Annotated in this window: 16 protein-coding genes; 8 read left to right on the top strand and 8 right to left on the bottom strand. The window is 59.8% G+C overall.

Annotated elements, in window-relative coordinates:
• Nucleotides 1-51: 51 nt before the first annotated feature.
• The 6 genes from AC13RE_RS24825 to AC13RE_RS24800 form a co-directional block, all read right to left on the bottom strand.
• The gene (locus tag AC13RE_RS24825) at nt 52-1,536 is read right to left on the bottom strand and encodes a GAF domain-containing sensor histidine kinase (protein ID WP_488564893.1); all 1,485 of its coding nucleotides are present in this window, start codon (nt 1,534-1,536) and stop codon (nt 52-54) included.
• A gap of 2 nt (nt 1,537-1,538) precedes the next feature.
• Nucleotides 1,539-2,564, bottom strand: a complete 1,026-nt coding sequence (locus AC13RE_RS24820; RefSeq protein ID WP_488564892.1) for a mechanosensitive ion channel family protein — start codon at nt 2,562-2,564, stop codon at nt 1,539-1,541.
• Nucleotides 2,565-2,634: 70 nt separating this feature from the next.
• Nucleotides 2,635-3,054 carry a cupin domain-containing protein gene (locus AC13RE_RS24815; RefSeq protein ID WP_488482146.1) on the bottom strand — a complete coding sequence of 140 codons (420 nt, stop codon included), beginning with the start codon at nt 3,052-3,054 and terminating at the stop codon, nt 2,635-2,637.
• Between the two features lie 78 nt (nt 3,055-3,132).
• Nucleotides 3,133-3,885, bottom strand: coding sequence for an SDR family oxidoreductase (locus AC13RE_RS24810; RefSeq protein WP_488564891.1), 753 nt, complete (start codon nt 3,883-3,885; stop codon nt 3,133-3,135).
• Nucleotides 3,886-4,048: 163 nt separating this feature from the next.
• Nucleotides 4,049-5,017, bottom strand: a complete 969-nt coding sequence (locus AC13RE_RS24805) for an MBL fold metallo-hydrolase (RefSeq protein ID WP_488564890.1) — start codon at nt 5,015-5,017, stop codon at nt 4,049-4,051.
• A gap of 307 nt (nt 5,018-5,324) precedes the next feature.
• Nucleotides 5,325-5,780 (bottom strand): carboxymuconolactone decarboxylase family protein, encoded by a 456-nt coding sequence (locus AC13RE_RS24800; RefSeq protein WP_488564889.1) that lies wholly within the window; start codon nt 5,778-5,780, stop codon nt 5,325-5,327.
• A gap of 274 nt (nt 5,781-6,054) precedes the next feature.
• Between AC13RE_RS24800 and AC13RE_RS24795 the strand changes: the two genes are divergently transcribed.
• The 6 genes from AC13RE_RS24795 (at nt 6,055) to AC13RE_RS24770 (ending at nt 13,161) form a co-directional block, all read left to right on the top strand.
• On the top strand, nt 6,055-6,840 hold the full coding sequence (locus AC13RE_RS24795) for an alpha/beta fold hydrolase (protein WP_488564888.1): 786 nt from the start codon (nt 6,055-6,057) through the stop codon (nt 6,838-6,840).
• A gap of 41 nt (nt 6,841-6,881) precedes the next feature.
• A complete protein-coding gene (locus tag AC13RE_RS24790) occupies nt 6,882-7,862 on the top strand; it encodes an alpha/beta fold hydrolase (protein ID WP_488564887.1) in 981 nt (326 codons plus the stop codon).
• A 374-nt stretch (nt 7,863-8,236) separates the two neighbouring features.
• Complete coding sequence (locus tag AC13RE_RS24785) at nt 8,237-11,446, top strand: PAS domain-containing protein (RefSeq protein WP_488564886.1); 3,210 nt, start codon at nt 8,237-8,239, stop codon at nt 11,444-11,446.
• Nucleotides 11,443-12,084, top strand: a complete 642-nt coding sequence (locus tag AC13RE_RS24780) for a response regulator transcription factor (protein WP_488482140.1) — start codon at nt 11,443-11,445, stop codon at nt 12,082-12,084. Before AC13RE_RS24785 ends, AC13RE_RS24780 begins: the two co-directional genes overlap by 4 nt.
• A gap of 2 nt (nt 12,085-12,086) precedes the next feature.
• A complete protein-coding gene (locus AC13RE_RS24775) occupies nt 12,087-12,464 on the top strand; it encodes a response regulator (RefSeq protein WP_488482139.1) in 378 nt (125 codons plus the stop codon).
• Nucleotide 12,465: 1 nt separating this feature from the next.
• Nucleotides 12,466-13,161: a response regulator transcription factor gene (locus AC13RE_RS24770; protein ID WP_132721658.1), complete on the top strand. Its 696-nt coding sequence runs from the start codon at nt 12,466-12,468 to the stop codon at nt 13,159-13,161.
• Nucleotides 13,162-13,194: 33 nt separating this feature from the next.
• Here the strand turns inward: AC13RE_RS24770 and AC13RE_RS24765 are convergent, their stop codons facing one another.
• Nucleotides 13,195-14,130, bottom strand: coding sequence for a LysR family transcriptional regulator (locus AC13RE_RS24765; protein WP_488564885.1), 936 nt, complete (start codon nt 14,128-14,130; stop codon nt 13,195-13,197).
• 58 nt (nt 14,131-14,188) lie between these two features.
• Between AC13RE_RS24765 and AC13RE_RS24760 the strand changes: the two genes are divergently transcribed.
• Together AC13RE_RS24760 and AC13RE_RS24755 are read left to right on the top strand one after the other, a co-directional pair.
• Nucleotides 14,189-14,938, top strand: coding sequence for an SDR family NAD(P)-dependent oxidoreductase (locus tag AC13RE_RS24760; protein WP_488564884.1), 750 nt, complete (start codon nt 14,189-14,191; stop codon nt 14,936-14,938).
• Between the two features lie 213 nt (nt 14,939-15,151).
• A complete protein-coding gene (locus tag AC13RE_RS24755; RefSeq protein WP_132721664.1) occupies nt 15,152-16,081 on the top strand; it encodes an MBL fold metallo-hydrolase in 930 nt (309 codons plus the stop codon).
• Nucleotides 16,082-16,268: 187 nt separating this feature from the next.
• On the opposite strand, the gene AC13RE_RS24750 is transcribed toward AC13RE_RS24755, so the two are convergent.
• Nucleotides 16,269-16,406 (bottom strand): winged helix-turn-helix domain-containing protein (locus AC13RE_RS24750; protein ID WP_488564979.1); only part of this gene is annotated, 138 nt, incomplete at its 5' end.

The following is a 16,406-nucleotide window of genomic DNA, read 5'->3' as shown; positions in this document are numbered from 1 at the left end:
CGCACCCCCGATCCAGCACACCGCTCATCCCAGGCATGTCAATGTTGGAAGTCATGGCTTACTTCTCCTCGTCTCCAAAAAATTACTCCTGCGCGGCAACCGGACTATGAACTCGGTAAACGCGCCAGGCTCGGTCTCGACATCGATGCTGCCGCCATGTTGTTTCACGATGATGTCGTGGCTCATGGAAAGTCCAAGGCCAGTGCCTTCGCCGGGTGGTTTGGTTGTGAAGAATGGATTGAATATCTTCTCCCTGACATCTGCCGGAATGCCGATACCATTGTCGCGAATGCGGATTTCGACATGGTCTCCGCGGTTGTGCGTGCTGGCGCAGAGCTCGGCCTCAAAGCCAGGGACTTTTTTCCCGCTTCGCTCGGCAACGGCATCGAAGCCATTGGACATCAGGTTCAGCAACACACGAGCAATCTCCTGGGGGAATACTTCGGCAGAGCCGGCATCGCAATCGAACTTGCGCTTGAGCGTGACGTTGAACTGCGGCTTCTCGGCGCGCGCTCCGTGAAAAGCGAGGTTGAGACTGTCTTCGACCAATGCATTCACGTCCGTCAGCCGGTGTTCGCCGCCGCCTCCCCGCGAGTGCAAAAGCATGTTCTTGACGATGGAATCGGCTCGCTTGCCGTGCTGCTCGATCTTTTGCAGATTGTCCTTCAACAGCCCGACCAATTCCTCGAGCTCATCGCGGACATTGTCGGAGAATGCGAGCGGCTCGATCGTATTGCTCAACTCATCCATCAGTTCGGCTGAGAGGGCTGCGAAATTATTGACGAAGTTGAGGGGGTTCTTGATCTCGTGCGCGATGCCGGCGGTCAGCTGACCAAGCGAGGCCAGTTTTTCGGTCTGCACAAGACGGTCCTGCGCGGCGCTGAGATCGTCGAGAGACTTGGATAGCTGCCTCGTCCGCTCCTGCAGCTCTTCGAACAGCCGCGCGTTCTCGATCGCGATCACGGCCTGATCGGCAAACGTTTTAAGAAGATCGATCTGGCTGTCGCCGAATGTGCCAGGCTCGGCACGCGAAACGCCTATGGTGCCGATCGCGACGCCGTCGCAAAGCATCGGTACTACGACAATACTCCGGTATCCTCGAATGCGCGCCATATCCTTGACGGCCTGGGAGATGCCGGGTTCGGCTTCGATATCGGAGCGGAATGCCATGGTCGAGCTGAGTGCAACTCGGCTGTGAATCCCTGACGAAGTCAAGGGAGTCGGAAATGAAGATCGGATCTCGCCGTGGCTGGCGAGACTTCCCGCCGTGCAGGCAGCCAGATGGAGCATGCCATCCATAACGCGCGTCACAAGCGCCGTTTGACCGCCAAGCAGCCGTCGCGAGCTCTCGGAAATGACATCGAAAACCGGCTGTACGTCGGTTCGCGACATGGAAATGACATTGAGAATCTGCGCGGTGACCGCCTGACGTTCCAGTGCAATTCCAAGCTCCGATCGTAGATCGGCGTTCTCGGCCGTCATAGAGCCTAGTTGCTGTTCAAGTTCGTCAATCCTGCGTCGAAGCTCGGCGTCCATGGCTAAACCCTGCTGGACGAGAGCGGTCTGCTGATGGCTGGCGGTTCACCGCTGGCGACGGCCGTCACCCAAGACAGGCTCTCCGGCGGCATCGCCAATGAGAGGCCGTTCGTCTTGCAATGCCGATAGACGAGATCAATGACCTCGTTTTTGGCGGACATCCTGCTCGCGGGGCTTGCCACGCAAAACTGCAGCTCGACCTCGATAGCCATTGCATCGATCGCTTTGAGCGCGACGGACGGCGGCGGAACTTTAACGATACGCTCGCAGCTCCGCAGAACGCTCAGCATGAGGTCTTCAACGACAGACGGCGGCTGGGTGGCGGCAACGTGCATGGAAAGTGAAATCCAGTGCGTTTCGTCAGGACGGCTGAGATTGGTCATTCCCTGTTTCGCAAGCACGCTGTTGGGCAGGACGACGACATTGTGCCCGCCGGTCAAAAGATTGGTCGAGCGCCAATTGGTTTCGGCGACGCGCCCTTCCGTCCCGTCGCCAAGCTGGATCCAGTCGCCGATGACGTAAGCACGACCGAGCGTGAGCGCGATCCCGGAAAAGACATCGGCAAGCGTGTTCTGCAGCGCCAGGCCGATGATGATGGCGACCACGCCGGACGTAGCCACCAAAGGGCCGATCGGCGCTCCGAAGACGAAGCCGATGACTGCCAGAGCGACGCCGAGATAGACGACACCGACGATCAGATCCTGCAGCAGATGTGCTTCCCGCGGCTTGTGGTTGACGGTGATATAGATCTGCACGAAACCGATCATCGTCCAAGCCAGATGGAGCCACCAGAGAACCCTTGCGGATTTGGCCAGCAGGATGCCGGCCTCCTGAAGCTCGACATCGTCGAGGCGATAGGGCGAAACTCCACCCAGGCCGAGCACAAGACTCATGGTGCCGAAGAATAGGATTTGCACGATCAGACGCCCGGTCGGACGGCTGCGTCCCTGGATATGCCAAATGACAATGCCAGCCAGCCCGAGCAGATTGATCAGGACGAGCGGCAGGAAATGATGTTCGCCAAACATGACGGGCTCACCGATGATGATTTTCTACAGGCGGCGCGGGCGAGTGCCGACCGCACCCGCCCCAATGCAGCTATTTCTTGATCGGGAAGGTCAGTTCCTTCTGGCTGCTGTCAACGACGAAGACGGCCAGCAGCTTCGCCGGCTTGGTCTTGCTGGCATTCTCGCTGACGCCATGGCGGTCGCCCGGCATTTCGGAGAAGTTCTCGCCGGCCTTGAACACCTTGACGGGACCGTCATTGACCTGGCTTCGGATCGCGCCCTCCAGGACCGTCGCATAGATGAAGGCCGAGGTAGGATGCGTGTGGCCTGGAGAGAAGCCGCCAGGGCCGTACTCGACCAGAATACCCTTGATGCTCTTGCCTGGAACATTCGGCAATTCATGTTCGTAGACGAGGGTAACCTTGGCATTTTTTTCGCCGGTCTCATTGGCGGCCGCGACCGTGGCAGACAAGAGAGCTGTCATGGCAAGGGTCAGGATTGATTTCATCATCTCGAATTTCCTTTCTTGAGAGCTAGGCAGTGCGCCGGCTGCTGCGGGACGTCGTCATCCGCTTATGTTTGTGGGCGCTCATTTCCGCGCGGAGGTTGCGAACCATTGTTCGAAGGTGATGTGACCGAGGCGGGGATTGTTGTCGGAGACAAGCGAACCATCCTCCAGCCTGGCGCCGAAATAGCGGGCTTCGGGGTCTCCTTCGACTTGGCGCGGATCACCCATGGCCTTCAGATAGCGGGCGACGAGCTCATTCATCCGGACGCGTTCCGGACCCGAGATCTCGACGACGCCGTTGATGGGGGCCGCCAATGCAACGGCAGCCATGGCGTCGGCGACGTCATCGGAGGCGATCGGCTGCACATAGGCCGCCGGCAGCCGGACAACATTCCCGACCGTACCGGACTGGGCGATGCCGCTTAAGAATTCCATAAACTGCGTCGAATGGACGATCGTATAGGGAATACCGGATTCGCGGATGATCTTTTCCTGGGCAACCTTGGCACGCATGTAGCCGCTTTCGGGCAGACGATCGACGCCGATGATGGAAAGAGCGATATGATGCTTCACCCCGGCCTTCTTTTCCGCTGTCGCCAGATTGCGGCCTGCCGTCTCGAAGAATTCGAGCACGGCTTTGTCCTCGAAGGAGGGCGAGTTTGCGAGATCCATGACGACGGAGGCGCCGGCAAGTGCCTCGGCCAATCCTTCACCGGTGATCGTATTGACGCCCGTATTGGGGGAGGCGGCGATGACTTCATGGCCCTGCTTGCGAAGGCGGTCGGCTGTCTTTGAACCGATGAGGCCGGTTCCGCCTATGATAACGATTTTCACGAGCTTCTCCTTTGCGGCCGCTTCGCGCACCGCATTGTTCATTCGTTTCTGAATGATTGGTCCGAGGATCGGGCCGGCCCTGCCGGTTCCGCAGATCCACTCGACTGAGCCGGGACGTGGCCTCAAAGGCCGCGCGCCGGCTCGGCTTCACTACACCAGGCGGTCAGTAGTCCCAGAAGACCGGCACCCAGCGGAAGCGATCGCCGTCGGCTGCCACGTGGCCGACGGAGGGGAACGGCATATGAGTGGCCACCAGAAGCTCGCCGGTCTCCACCAACTCCCGCAGAAGACGAACGCGGACGCGGGCAGCTTCTTCCGGATCGTGTTCGAAGCCGTTGAACCAGTCTGGGTGATCGAAGCCGACGGCGAACACAGCATCGCCGGCAAACATCAGCCGGTCCTTGCCCGATGTCACGCGGACCACGCTATGGCCAGGTGTATGGCCGCCGGTTCGAGAGACGACCACACCGGGCGCCACCTCGTGCTCATCATCGAACAATCTGAGGTGGCTGTCGTACTCCTTCCTGAACTGCTTGGCGGCCGCCCGCAGCGCGTCCGGGAAGCCGGGCGGCATCGACACGTGGGTGAAATCGGGCGCTTCCCAGAATTTAACCTCGGCCGTTGCCACGTGGATCCGCAGGTCTCGACGCAACCGCTCCTTCACTCCGTCGACGAGCAGCCCGCCAACGTGGTCCATATGCATATGGGTCAGTACCACGTCGGTAACGGATCCAAGGTCGATGCCGGCGGCTTCCAGTCGCTTGATCAATTGTCCGGCCCGCGGCAGGTTCAATTCCGGATCCAGCCCCAGACCGGCGTCGATGAGGATCGTCTGCTTGCCGCTGCGCACCACGACCACGTTCAGCGCCCAGTCGAAGGCGTCGGGCGGCAGGAACATGTCGTTCAGCCAGGCCGCGCGATCGGCCGGGTCGGCATTGTATCCCAGCATCTTGGTCGGCAGCGGCAGCACGCCGTCGCTAATCACCAGCACCTCGATATCGCCGATCTGCACCGCGTAGCGCGACGGGACCAGTTCGTCGGCGCCTGTTCTCCCGACGCGTGAGTTGTTCTCCAAGCTCATGTTAGTCTCCTGTTGAGCAATCGTGTGAGGCTTTGTTTCTGTCTGCGACATGATGCGCTCCTGTTTTGCGTGATCTAAACGGTCACAAGCCACGGCCCGGATCTTATGTTGCGGGGCGTTTGGCGGTCGATCCGGCCAAGGGAGAGGAAAAGCCATACCGGAGGATAGGGCAGCCCATGCTCTCGGGGGGGGGGCCGCAGCGGACACTTGGCAGCAAAGAGGCTGACATGAATTCTAGCCGGCCGAACGATGTCTTGCGCTCGGTCCTGCTCGTGGATGGCGTGTCACCTGTCAAAGGTTGTGGATTGGAATTGCCGGGCGGATGCATCCGCCCGACCCACTCGCATCTGGTCAGCGATTAGGCAGCACGCTTGTGATCCGCCGGATGCTGCAGCCGGAAGCCGATCGCCAGCCGGTTCCAGGCGTTGATCATGGCGATGCCGATAGACAACGCCAGAAGCTCGTCCTCCGAAAAGACGCTATGTACAGTTTCATAGTCGGCATCCGGCGCATGGCTCTCAGCAACATTGGTCAGGGACTCGGCCCATGCCAGCGCCGCACGCTCGCGATCCGTGTAAAGCTGGGATTCATGCCAGGCATCCAGCAAGAGCATACGCTCTTCCGTCTCGCCCAGCTTGAGCGCATCCTGACGATGCATGTGCAGGCAATGGGCGCAGCCGTTAATCTGCGACACGCGCACCTTGACGAGCTCCATCAGTTTGGGATCGAGACTTTTGGCAATCCAGGCCTCTACGGCGACGAGGCCATCGATGCCGTCATTCTTCCTGGCCAATATGTTCAAACGCTTGGTCATCCTGTTCTCCGTTGATTGATTACGATCGGAACGCTGGGCGTGTCGCCCGGATCACCAACTATCCCCGGCGCCGTGGATCAACCATCTGGCCGGAAGGTGCGTCTGGCTGCTCTCTGATGTAGCGGTGCCCTGCAGATCGATCAGATTTCTCGCCGGCTGCGCTACATCATCCTATCCCTCAGCATTGGATGGGCGCATCTCACGTAGAATGGTTTGCGGCCGCAAACCCACGCATTCTCTCGACATAGGCAACCGCTACGTTAGGAGAAAGCAGATGCTCAAAATCATAAAGGTCTTGGCGCTTGGCGCCGCGATCGCCACGCTGACGGTCGCCAGCGCACAGTCCCAGGATCGCGATCTTAAACCGACAATCATTCTCGTCCATGGCGCCTTTGCTGAATCGTCGGGCTGGGATGCCGTGATTACCCGCCTGACGAAGGATGGCTATGTGGCGATCGCAGCAGCCAACCCGCTTCGCGGCGTTGCATCGGATGCCGCATCCGTCGCATCAGTTGTCCATTCGGTCCGCGGCCCGGTAATCCTGGTGGGCCATTCCTATGGCGGGCCGGTCATCACCGAAGCCGCGAACGGCAGTCCGAACGTGAAAGCTCTCGTTTACGTCGCTGGTTTCATGCCGGATACCGGCGAATCCAGCGTCACCCTATCGGCAAAATTCCCAGGCAGCACGCTTGCCGACACACTCGCGCCCGTGACGCTGCCTGATGGCAAGCAGGATCTCTATATCCAACCATCCAAGTTTCGTCTCCAGTTCGCTGCCGACGTTGCGGATGACAAGGCGGCGCTGATGGCTTTAACGCAGCGACCCGTCGCCCAAGCTGCGCTTGCCGAACCCTCCGGCGTCGCGTCATGGAAGCTGCTGCCCTCCTACATGATCTACGGGTCTTCCGACCGCAGCATTCCGCCAGCGGTCATGCAATTCATGGCCGAGCGGGCACATGCCGTGAAGACTGTCGTGATCAACGGAGCCTCGCACGCACTCATGGTCTCGCATCCCGGCGAAGTCACCGCTCTCATCGAAGAGGCGGCATCCGCCCAATGATTGGCCCTTACTCCACTTTAATCATCGGGAAAGATAGAAATATGCGGGACATTCCAAACCCATCGGTCGTTAGCCTCTCACGCCGCGACGCCCTGCTCGGCAGCCTCATTGCCGGTATCGCGGCCGGCTTGCCCGCGGTTGCCGCCGCAAAGACTCCGAAGCAGCCTCTCTCCGTCAGCAGCAACCACGGAAAACAAACAACGAGCACGCTCACCACCAAGGACGGTACGGAAATCTATTACAAGGACTGGGGAACCGGCCCGGTTGTCACCTTCTCCCACGGCTGGCCGCTGAATTCCGATGCTTGGGACGGTCAGATGCTCTTCCTCGCCCAACGCGGCTTCCGCGTCGTGGCGCACGATCGCCGTGGTCATGGACGCTCCAGTCAGCCGACGTCGGGCAACGACATGGACGGATACGCCGACGATCTGGCCGCCGTTATCGAGACGCTGGACCTGAGGGACGCAACGCTGGTCGGCCACTCTACCGGCGGCGGCGAGGTCGCGCGCTATATCGGCCGCTACGGCACGAAGCGCGTCGCCAAGGCCGTCCTCATCGGCGCCGTGCCGCCGATCATGGTCAAATCGGCGACCAATCCTGAAGGCCTGCCGATCGAGGCCTTCGATGCGATCCGCGCCGGTCTCGCCAAGGATCGTTCACAGTTCTACCGAGACTTCGCCCTGCCGTTCTACGGTGCCAATCGATCGGGCTCGGGTGTCTCCCAAGGCACCCTCGACCAGTTCTGGCGCTTGAGCATGCAGGCCGGCCTGCTCAACGCCTATGAATGCGTCAAGGCATTCTCCGAAACCGACTTTACGGAAGACTTGCGGAAGTTCGACGTGCCAACACTCGTCCTGCATGGCGAAGACGACCAGATCGTTCCGATCCAGGATTCCGCCGTCAAATCCGCGCGGCTGATCAAGGGTGCCAAGGAGATCTACTATCCCGGCGCGCCCCACGGCCTCACCGCCACCCATCAAGACCAGGTCAACGCCGACCTGCTCGCCTTCCTCAAGGCTTGAGCTGGCACGGCTCGCGGGGCAAGCCGCCGTCCTCCGCGAGCCGTCCTGAACTGGCGCGGCCTTGCCGCGCCAGTTCTTCAATCCCTCTCCATCATCGTTCTCTCGGAGCTCATCCAACACGCAGCAGACTTGGCCCATAACCACCTGCGGCTTTTGGCTGAGACAGGAGGCATCCGAGTGGATCCGGATACCACTGAGGCTTGACGATTTTCCACCAGCGCGGCGATGGCGCCGCCAATAGATGGATTTCCATAAGTTGCCGCCGCGTAATGGCGCGAATAGTGTACGAGTCTGGATCACTGATGCTGCTATCGAGACTGGCCATTCGATATGCTGGCGCAGCCCAAACTTTATGTTTCCTGCAGGAGCCGCCGATGACGCGCGTCTGGTCGTACCGCCCCCAACTCCTGCACCTAGGTCAATTTTTTGCGACCTATATTCTGGGATGCGGCTTCGCACAGACACTTGCAATCGTGCCCGGGACGGGCATTTCCATATGGCCCCCGAGCGGGCTTTTCATCGCAATCCTTATGCTCGCGCCCAAGCGGAGTTGGCCGTGGTGGGTATCGATCGGCTGCCTCGGGGAGCTATTCAGCAATGCCCTGTGGTTCCACAGCCCGCTGCCCGCCGCCGTTCTGATTTATGCCGGCAACGCGCTCGAAGCCATGGTCGGCGCGTGGCTCATAAACTGGGCTTTGGGTCGGCCGGTTCGACTGGAAACCCTGCGGGAGGTTCTTGTATTCGTCGCGTTAGGCGCTGGAGTTGCTCCCGTGGTGAGCGCGACGGTCGGAAGCGCGACACTTGTTTGGTTCGGCATATTTTCACAAACCTTCTCAGGCGCCTGGCCGCTCTGGTGGATCGGGGATGCCACGGGCGTCCTGATCGTCGGACCGCTCGCGTTAGTCGTGATCCAGAACTGGAACAGCAAGACCGAGCTATCGGTTGCGCGGTGGCTTGAAGCATGCGCAGTGGGACTGATCCTTCTCGGCGTCGCGGCCCTTTCGCTCGGCAGCTACCTGCCCTTCGCCTATATCATCATGCCGCCACTGCTTTGGGCCGCCGTGCGATTCGAATTCAAGGGCGCTGTCGTCACTCTCGCCCTTCTCGCGCTAATTACCGCGATCGTCACGATATCGGGTGCCAGCCAGTTTGCCGGAAATGCCGAGAGCCAGCGCCACAACCAGATCATGCTTCAACTCTTTCTGGCGATTTCGGCATTTTCAGCTCTGGTTGTGGCCGCCATATCCCGGCAGCATCAGCTAGCCTTACAGACATTGCGTCAGAGTGTGGACGCTTTGCGTGACCGAGAGCGAGAGCTCGAGCAGATCGTAAACATGGTTCCCGTCCAAATTAGGCGTCTGACTCCGGCAGGTGAGCCAACCTTCTTCAATAAACGGCTGCTCGACTATTTCGGCCTGGATGACGTCGGGCAGTTGGACAATCGGGATAGCAGTCGTTTGGTGACCGCCATGCGGACTTTTGTTCACCCGGACGATTCCGATCGGCTCTTGAACGCGGTCCGACGTTCGATCGCGACCGGCGAGCCCTACGCAATGAAATATCGCATGCGTCGCGCGGATGGCGTCTATCGCTGGTTCGACGGTCGATGGGAGCCATTGCTCGACGATGACGGCGGGATCGTTGAGTGGTTTGCAATCTCCATCGATATCGATGATGAAGTGCGCGCGCAGGCGGCCTTGCGCGATCGGGAGCGAGAGCTCTCGCAGCTTGTGGACGCCCTGCCGGTCCACATCTGGAGCTGGACGCCTGCTGGAGAGCTGGCCTATGTCAACAAGCGATCTTTGGAAGATCTCGGCCTCTCTGGGGCGAACTTCGAAGATAGCACCCGCGTGGCGCAAGAACTAGTTCATCCCGAAGATGCTCCCAAGGTGCTGCATGCGTCAGCCAACTCCCTCAGATCCGGCGACCCCTTCATGATGCGGTATCGCCGGCGTTGGAAAGATGGCAGCTACCGGTGGATGGAGGCGCGCGCGCAGCCTCTGCGTGATCGAGATGGAGCGATCGTGCAATGGTATCAGGTATCCATCGACATCGACGATCAGGTGCAGGCCGAAGAAGCGCTGAAAACCAGTAAGCGGCAATTGGAGCAGATGATCGACACCCTGCCGATCAATATCCTGAGCTTTGCTCCATCGCGCAGGATGACCTATACGAGCAGACGATATCTGGACAATGTCGGTGCACCAACACCCGACATCGAGAACTTCGATTCGCTGGCGCGAGATTTGGCTCACCCTGAAGACTTTCCGATCATGTTTCAGAGAGCAATGAATGGCTTCGCGACCGGCCAACCTTTCGTAAACCGGTTTCGTCGGCGTACCAGGGATGGAACCTATCGGTGGATCGAGGCCCGCGCGCAGCCGCTGCTGGATGCCGATGGTGCCATCGTACAATGGTATATCATCTCGATCGATATCGAAGATGAGATGCTCGCGCAGGAGGCGCTACGGGAAAGAGAACGCTTTCTCTGGCAATTGGTGGAAACGCTACCGGCGATGATCGATTGCGCTGCGCCCAATGGCGAGCCGGTCTATCGCAGTCAGCAGCTCCGGGAATTTCTTGGCTACGAGTTGGAAGAATTGGACGGCACGAAGAAGTCACGGCTGAATGGCACGCTCGATGCCGGGGTGCACCCAGAGGATCTTGCCGGGGTCAAGGAACAGTACGCCCGTTGCCTGTCGACCGGCGAACCCTATGCACGCAGGCATCGCTTGCGCCGTTCCGATGGCGAATATCGCTGGGTCGAGACGCGAGCCGCGCCGATGCGCGACAGCGAAGGCGCCATAGTGCAATGGAATGTGATCTGCCTGGATATCGATGGTGAGGTTCGGATGCAGGAGGAGTTGCGCATGGCGCACGAGCGGCTGGCGCGCGCCAGCCAGGCGGCGAGCCTTGCCGAGCTTTCCGCCTCCATCGCACACGAGGTGAACCAGCCTCTGGCGGCGATCGTCGCCAATTCGCATGCATGCTACCGCTGGCTTTCAGCTGAGCCCGTCAATGTCGAACGAGCGAAGATTACAACTGAACGTGTCATTCGTGATGCCAATTCAGCGGCGGAAGTAGTCAGTCGCATCCGGGCGCTGTTCAAGCAATCCGTGGACAATAGGGTCAGCCTGTCGACCGCAGGCGTTATCGCCGAGGCATGTAGCCTGGTGGCTGGCGAAGCTTTGCGCCGCCGCATCCGAATCGACATCGATGTGGAAGACAAGCTTCTGCCTGTCGCGGTCGATCGCATCCAGATTCAACAGGTCCTGGTCAATCTCATCCGCAATGGCATGGAGGCAATGGACGTCGTTGCAGGGGAAAAAACTATCGACGTGCGCGCCCATCGCTTGGGTAGCGAAGTGCAGATCGAAATAGGCGACCGGGGAAACGGCATCGAGTTCCCGGATCAGATCTTCGAACCTTTCTTCACGACGAAAGAGAGCGGAATGGGCATGGGTCTCGCCATCTGCCGTTCGATCGTGGAAGCGCATGGCGGGCGTCTATGGGCCGAGAAAAATGAACCGCGTGGCGCGCGGTTCATTTTCACCTTACCAACCGTGGGGAAAGCGGCGCCATGACACCGGACAATCATGTTGTTTTCATCGTCGACGATGACGAACGCATCAGGGAGGCACTCGGCGAGCTCCTGGAGACCCACGGCATGCGCGCCATCGCGTTCGGTTCGGCGGGTGACTATGTAGACGCCGAGAAACCGGATCTACCTGCTTGTCTGATACTCGACATTGAATTGCCCGATATCAACGGCCTCGAACTGCAGCGGCAGATCGCCGAGGGCGATCATCCGCCGATCGTCTTCATCACCGGTCATGGCGACATCCCTTCCTCGGTGCGGGCGATCAAGCACGGCGCGGTGGATTTTCTCACCAAACCATTCAGCGACGCGGACCTCATGGCCGCGGTTCATACGGCAATTTCCGAAGATCGGCGAAAGCGATCGGAACGGGCCGAACTAAGCTTGTTGAAGCGGCGTTATCTCGAACTGACGCCACGCGAACGCGACGTGCTGCCGCTCGTGGTTAGCGGCCTGCTCAACAAGCAGGCGGCATCGCAACTCGGAATCAGCGAAGTGACGCTGCAAGTCCATCGACGGAATGTGATGCAGAAGATGGCGGCGGCATCGCTCGCTGATCTCGTGCGCATAGCGGAACGATTGGGAATACAGATCATCCATTCGCGCCGCATGGGAGGAAATTGAGCATGGAGAAGACAAAACCGATCGTTGCGGTTGTCGATGACGATGCGAGGCTGCTCGAATCCCTGGACGAGCTGCTGGAATCCGCCGGCTATTCAGCCTGCTGTTTCCGGTCGGCTGAACATCTGCTTGCCTGCGGTCTGTCGGATCTGGATTTGTTGATCACCGACATCGGAATGCCAGGCACAAACGGCTTTGAACTTCGTGACATGGTCAACAAGGCGCGTCCGGAACTGCCGGTATTCCTGGTTACAGGCCGCCACGAGATTGCCGATCAGGGCCGCGCCAAAGGCGTGGATGGCTTTTTTCGAAAGCCATTCGACGCGCCTGCCCTACTCATCGCGATAGGGGAAGCTCTACAGAAATCGAGAAATGGAGGGTGACATGAAAATTGACCAGCCGCTCCGAAGAACGGCACCGCTATCGCGGCAGCAAAAGAGTGACCTCAGCGAGCCCATTGTGATCATCGTTGATGACGATGCAGCTGTTCGCGAGGCCTTGTCGGAGCTGATCCTTTCGGCGGGCCTGCAGCCAATGAGCTTCGCCTCGACCCGAGAAGTGCTTGAGGCTGACATACTGGACAGCCCCGGCTGCCTGATCCTTGACGTCCGCATGCCGGGGGCGAGCGGCCTTCACCTGCAGCATCATCTGCTGGAAAGCGGTAATGCGAAGCCAATCATCTTTCTAACCGGGCATGGGGACATTCCGATGACTGTGCAGGCGATGAAAGCGGGTGCGGTCGACTTCCTGACCAAGCCAGTGCGCGACCAGACGCTGCTCGACGCCGTCATTGCCGGTATCGCGCTTGACGCGAAGCGACGGGCCAATGCTTTGGTCGTCAAGCGGAATATCGAGCGCCTGGTGACACTAACGCACCGCGAACGCGAAATCCTGCGCGAGGTAGCTCGCGGTCGGCTCAACAAGCAAATCGCCTTCGACCTCGGGATAAGTGCGGTCACGGTCAAATTGCACCGCGCCAATGCCATGCGCAAAATGGGGGCCGGCTCTATCGGCGAGTTGATCAGGGCCTGGGAGACGCTGCCCGCCGCTATGCGTGAGGCCGGTGGCGCGACGTTCTAATAGGGGTCGATCCGGCCCAGGAGTGCCTTGTCCTCACATCGCCTCGATGGCCTTTGCCTCGCGTGCGATGAAGTCGCAGAACAGTTTGACACGCAATGGCACCGTGCGGCCAAAGGCGTGCAGCGCGTTGAACGGCAGGCTCGGAAGCGCCTTCTCCGACGCGAGTGTTACAAGCGCACCGGTGTGCAACTCCTTTGCCACCAGGCACCGTAGCAGATAGGCGGCACCCAGCCCCGCGAGCGCCGCCTGGATGAGCGCGGCACCTGAATCGCAATCAATACGGCCGGCGGGAATAAAGCTGCTGCCATTAGTCAGGCGCACAGGCTGGACCATGCCGCCGAGCACGTAGCGAGCAAAGGGTAGGGTCGCCAGCTGTTCGACAGGTACCGGAGGATTGCTCGAGGCCTCCAGAAAAGCCGGAGATGCGACGATTGCCAGCGGCAGATCGGCCAGATGGCGGACCATGAGATCGCTCTGCGCCGGATTGCCGGCGCGCAGCACGACGTCATAGTCCTCGCGGATGAGGTCAACGAATCGATCCGTCAGGCCAATATCGAGATGCAGGTCCGGATTGTCCGCAGCAAAGCCTGTAAACAGCCGCGGTAGCAGCAGAGGCGCCAATTCGGTCGGCATGCTGATACGCAGGCGGCCGGAGAGCGCGGCATCGGACCTGATCACCTCATCACTGGAATCCAGATCCTGCAGGAGCGGTGCGACGCGCTCGAAGAAAATCTGGCCTTCCTGCGTCAACGTCAGGGCGCGGGTGGAGCGCAGGAAGAGCCGGACGCCGACCTTCTTTTCAAGCCTCGCCACGCTCTTTGACACCGCTGATGGCGTCGTATCGAGCGCGCGCGCCGTAGCGCTGAAAGAGCCGGCCTGTACCGTCCGCACGAAAGCCATCAATCCAGACGTCTCATTCAGTAGATTCGGCATTTGCGACTCCGCGGCACAAATCATGTGCCCGTTCATGATCTAACAGCCAAGGATGCCCGCGTTTATCTCAATCCCAGCTGAAAGGAGATAATCAATGCAGCATCTCAAAGACAAGGTCGCCGTTATTACCGGTGGCAATAGCGGTATCGGCAAGGCGACCGCCAAGCTTTTCGTCGAAGAAGGCGCGAGGGTCGTAATCACCGGCCGGCGGCAGGATGTCGTCGACGAAGCAGTGCGCGATATCGGTCATCATGCCATCGGCATCGTGGGCGACGTCGCCGATCTTGAACATCATCATAGGGTGGTGGACATGGTGGAGAATCATTTTGGCGGCATCGACATCTATATGGCCAATGCCGGCGTCATCAATCTCACCGCATCCCGCAATGTGACACCGGAAGACTATGATCGCCATTTCGCCATCAACACGCGCGGTGTATTTTTCGGTGTACAGGCGATCGCACCGCTGATACGCGATGGCGGCAGCATCATTGTTACAAGTTCGCTCGCTGCGACAAAGGTGCTGCCGGACCACGCCGTCTATGCGGGATCGAAAGCCGCCGTCGCCGCCTTTGCAAGAAACTGGGCAATCGAGCTTAAGTCCCGCCGCATCCGCGTCAACATCCTCAGTCCCGGGCCGGTCGAAACCGAAATCCTCGGTAAGCTCGGCGTATCGGATGCCGAGCGTCCGGCCTTCGAGGGGCAAATGGCATCGCTCATCCCGGCGGGCCGCATGGGACAGCCGGAAGAACTGGCGCGAGCCGCGCTCTTCCTCGCCTCCGACATGAGCAGCTTTATCAATGGGATCGAGCTTCATGCCGACGGCGGCATGACCTTGGCTTGAAAGGACGCTGACGTCTGAGCGCGCGGCTGCCCACCCCACGGTACCGACATATCGTGCAATCCGTCCGCCCTCATGTCCCGAACGCTATAGGGAGCAATCCTTTGGGTTGCACCACCCCTACTTGCGCATAACTCGACCGGCAACACCCGCGAACCTAGAGTTCGCTACGTGGCCCGTGAATGCCACACCTTAAACTTACAACTGGAGCTTATCATGTCGAACGCAGAGGCAACATCTCGACCAGTGGATCAGCAAGCCAAACCCGGACCTGACGAATTGGTCCCGTCGCGCTACGCAGTGCAGGTCGGTGATATCGACGTCATGGTGATCAGCGACGGCATGCTGACGCCGCCGGCTGAATCGATGGCAACCAATGCTGACCCGGCCACCCGCGGGGCTTGGCTGGATAGTCAATTTCTTTCAAAGGAGGCCTTCGACTGGGCGCTCAATGCCGTCGTGGTCCGCACAGGAAAGCAGACGATGCTGATCGACAGCGGCCTCGGCGAAGAATATCCGGACTTTCCGCGCGCCGGGCAATTCGTGCATCGGCTGGAAGCGGCCGGTGTCGACCTCGGATCCGTTACGGATGTCGTGTTGACCCACATGCATTTCGACCATGTCGGCGGCCTTCTTGCCGAAGGTGTGAAGGAGAAGATGCGTCCCGATCTCCGCGTGCACGTCTGCTCCGCCGAAACCGAATTCTGGAAGTCGCCTGACTTCTCCCGCACTGCCATGCCGCCAACACTCGCTGCGCTGGCCCGCAAGGCGTCGCTCGATTTCATGAATGTCTACGGCCCCCACATTCGAACTTTCAAGGATGAGGCCGAAGTGGCTCCCGGCGTTTCCGTAACCCGTACAGGCGGTCACACGCCGGGGCACAGCGTCGTCAGGGTGAGGTCTGGCAAGGATCGCCTGATGTTCGCCGGCGATGCGATCTTCCCGGTGTCCTTCGATCACCCGGAATGGCACAACGGCTTCGAACATGATCCGGAAGAAGCGACGCGCGTTCGTCTCCGCCTCATGCAGGAACTTGCAGATACGGGTTCCTGGCTGATCTCGACGCACATGCCCTTCCCGTCCGTAGGTCGCGTCGCGGTGGCCGGCGACCTCTTCCGCTGGGTGCCGGCGTGGTGGGATTACTGAACATTACTCGGTAAGATCGATCAGTATTTGGAGATGGAAGCCTGGCGCATCACATGATGCGCCGGTTCTTTGGTGACAACAGAGTCGTATGCCTTTCTTGGGATAAGGTTCTATTATGGAACATCCTTTGGTAAGCGAGAGGCAGCAATTCATCTGGCCTGCGTCGAGGACCCCCGTCGTTCCGGGTTCAGGATTCCGCCGACGATCTGTAACCAACGCCACGAACACCGGACATCATTCGATGCGCGCCCGCCTGCTCAAACTTCTTACGAAGTTTGCTCATGTGGCTGTCGACGGTGCGGTCAAGCGCATCGCCTTCGGGAAG

This window comes from Martinezella sp. CNPSo 3959 (assembly GCF_057784355.1).
The sequence above is the reverse complement of the archived record's forward strand: the minus strand, read 5'-3'. Positions and strand labels throughout refer to the sequence as shown.

Coding starts and splice junctions, on each gene's coding strand:
- AC13RE_RS24825 (WP_488564893.1), bottom strand. CDS start 1,536: ATGGACGCCGAGCTTCGACGCAGGATTGACGAACTTGAACAGCAACTA.
- AC13RE_RS24820 (WP_488564892.1), bottom strand. CDS start 2,564: ATGTTTGGCGAACATCATTTCCTGCCGCTCGTCCTGATCAATCTGCTC.
- AC13RE_RS24815 (WP_488482146.1), bottom strand. CDS start 3,054: ATGATGAAATCAATCCTGACCCTTGCCATGACAGCTCTCTTGTCTGCC.
- AC13RE_RS24805 (WP_488564890.1), bottom strand. CDS start 5,017: ATGTCGCAGACAGAAACAAAGCCTCACACGATTGCTCAACAGGAGACT.
- AC13RE_RS24800 (WP_488564889.1), bottom strand. CDS start 5,780: ATGACCAAGCGTTTGAACATATTGGCCAGGAAGAATGACGGCATCGAT.
- AC13RE_RS24795 (WP_488564888.1), top strand. CDS start 6,055: ATGCTCAAAATCATAAAGGTCTTGGCGCTTGGCGCCGCGATCGCCACG.
- AC13RE_RS24790 (WP_488564887.1), top strand. CDS start 6,882: ATGCGGGACATTCCAAACCCATCGGTCGTTAGCCTCTCACGCCGCGAC.
- AC13RE_RS24785 (WP_488564886.1), top strand. CDS start 8,237: ATGACGCGCGTCTGGTCGTACCGCCCCCAACTCCTGCACCTAGGTCAA.
- AC13RE_RS24780 (WP_488482140.1), top strand. CDS start 11,443: ATGACACCGGACAATCATGTTGTTTTCATCGTCGACGATGACGAACGC.
- AC13RE_RS24775 (WP_488482139.1), top strand. CDS start 12,087: ATGGAGAAGACAAAACCGATCGTTGCGGTTGTCGATGACGATGCGAGG.
- AC13RE_RS24770 (WP_132721658.1), top strand. CDS start 12,466: ATGAAAATTGACCAGCCGCTCCGAAGAACGGCACCGCTATCGCGGCAG.
- AC13RE_RS24765 (WP_488564885.1), bottom strand. CDS start 14,130: ATGAACGGGCACATGATTTGTGCCGCGGAGTCGCAAATGCCGAATCTA.
- AC13RE_RS24760 (WP_488564884.1), top strand. CDS start 14,189: ATGCAGCATCTCAAAGACAAGGTCGCCGTTATTACCGGTGGCAATAGC.
- AC13RE_RS24755 (WP_132721664.1), top strand. CDS start 15,152: ATGTCGAACGCAGAGGCAACATCTCGACCAGTGGATCAGCAAGCCAAA.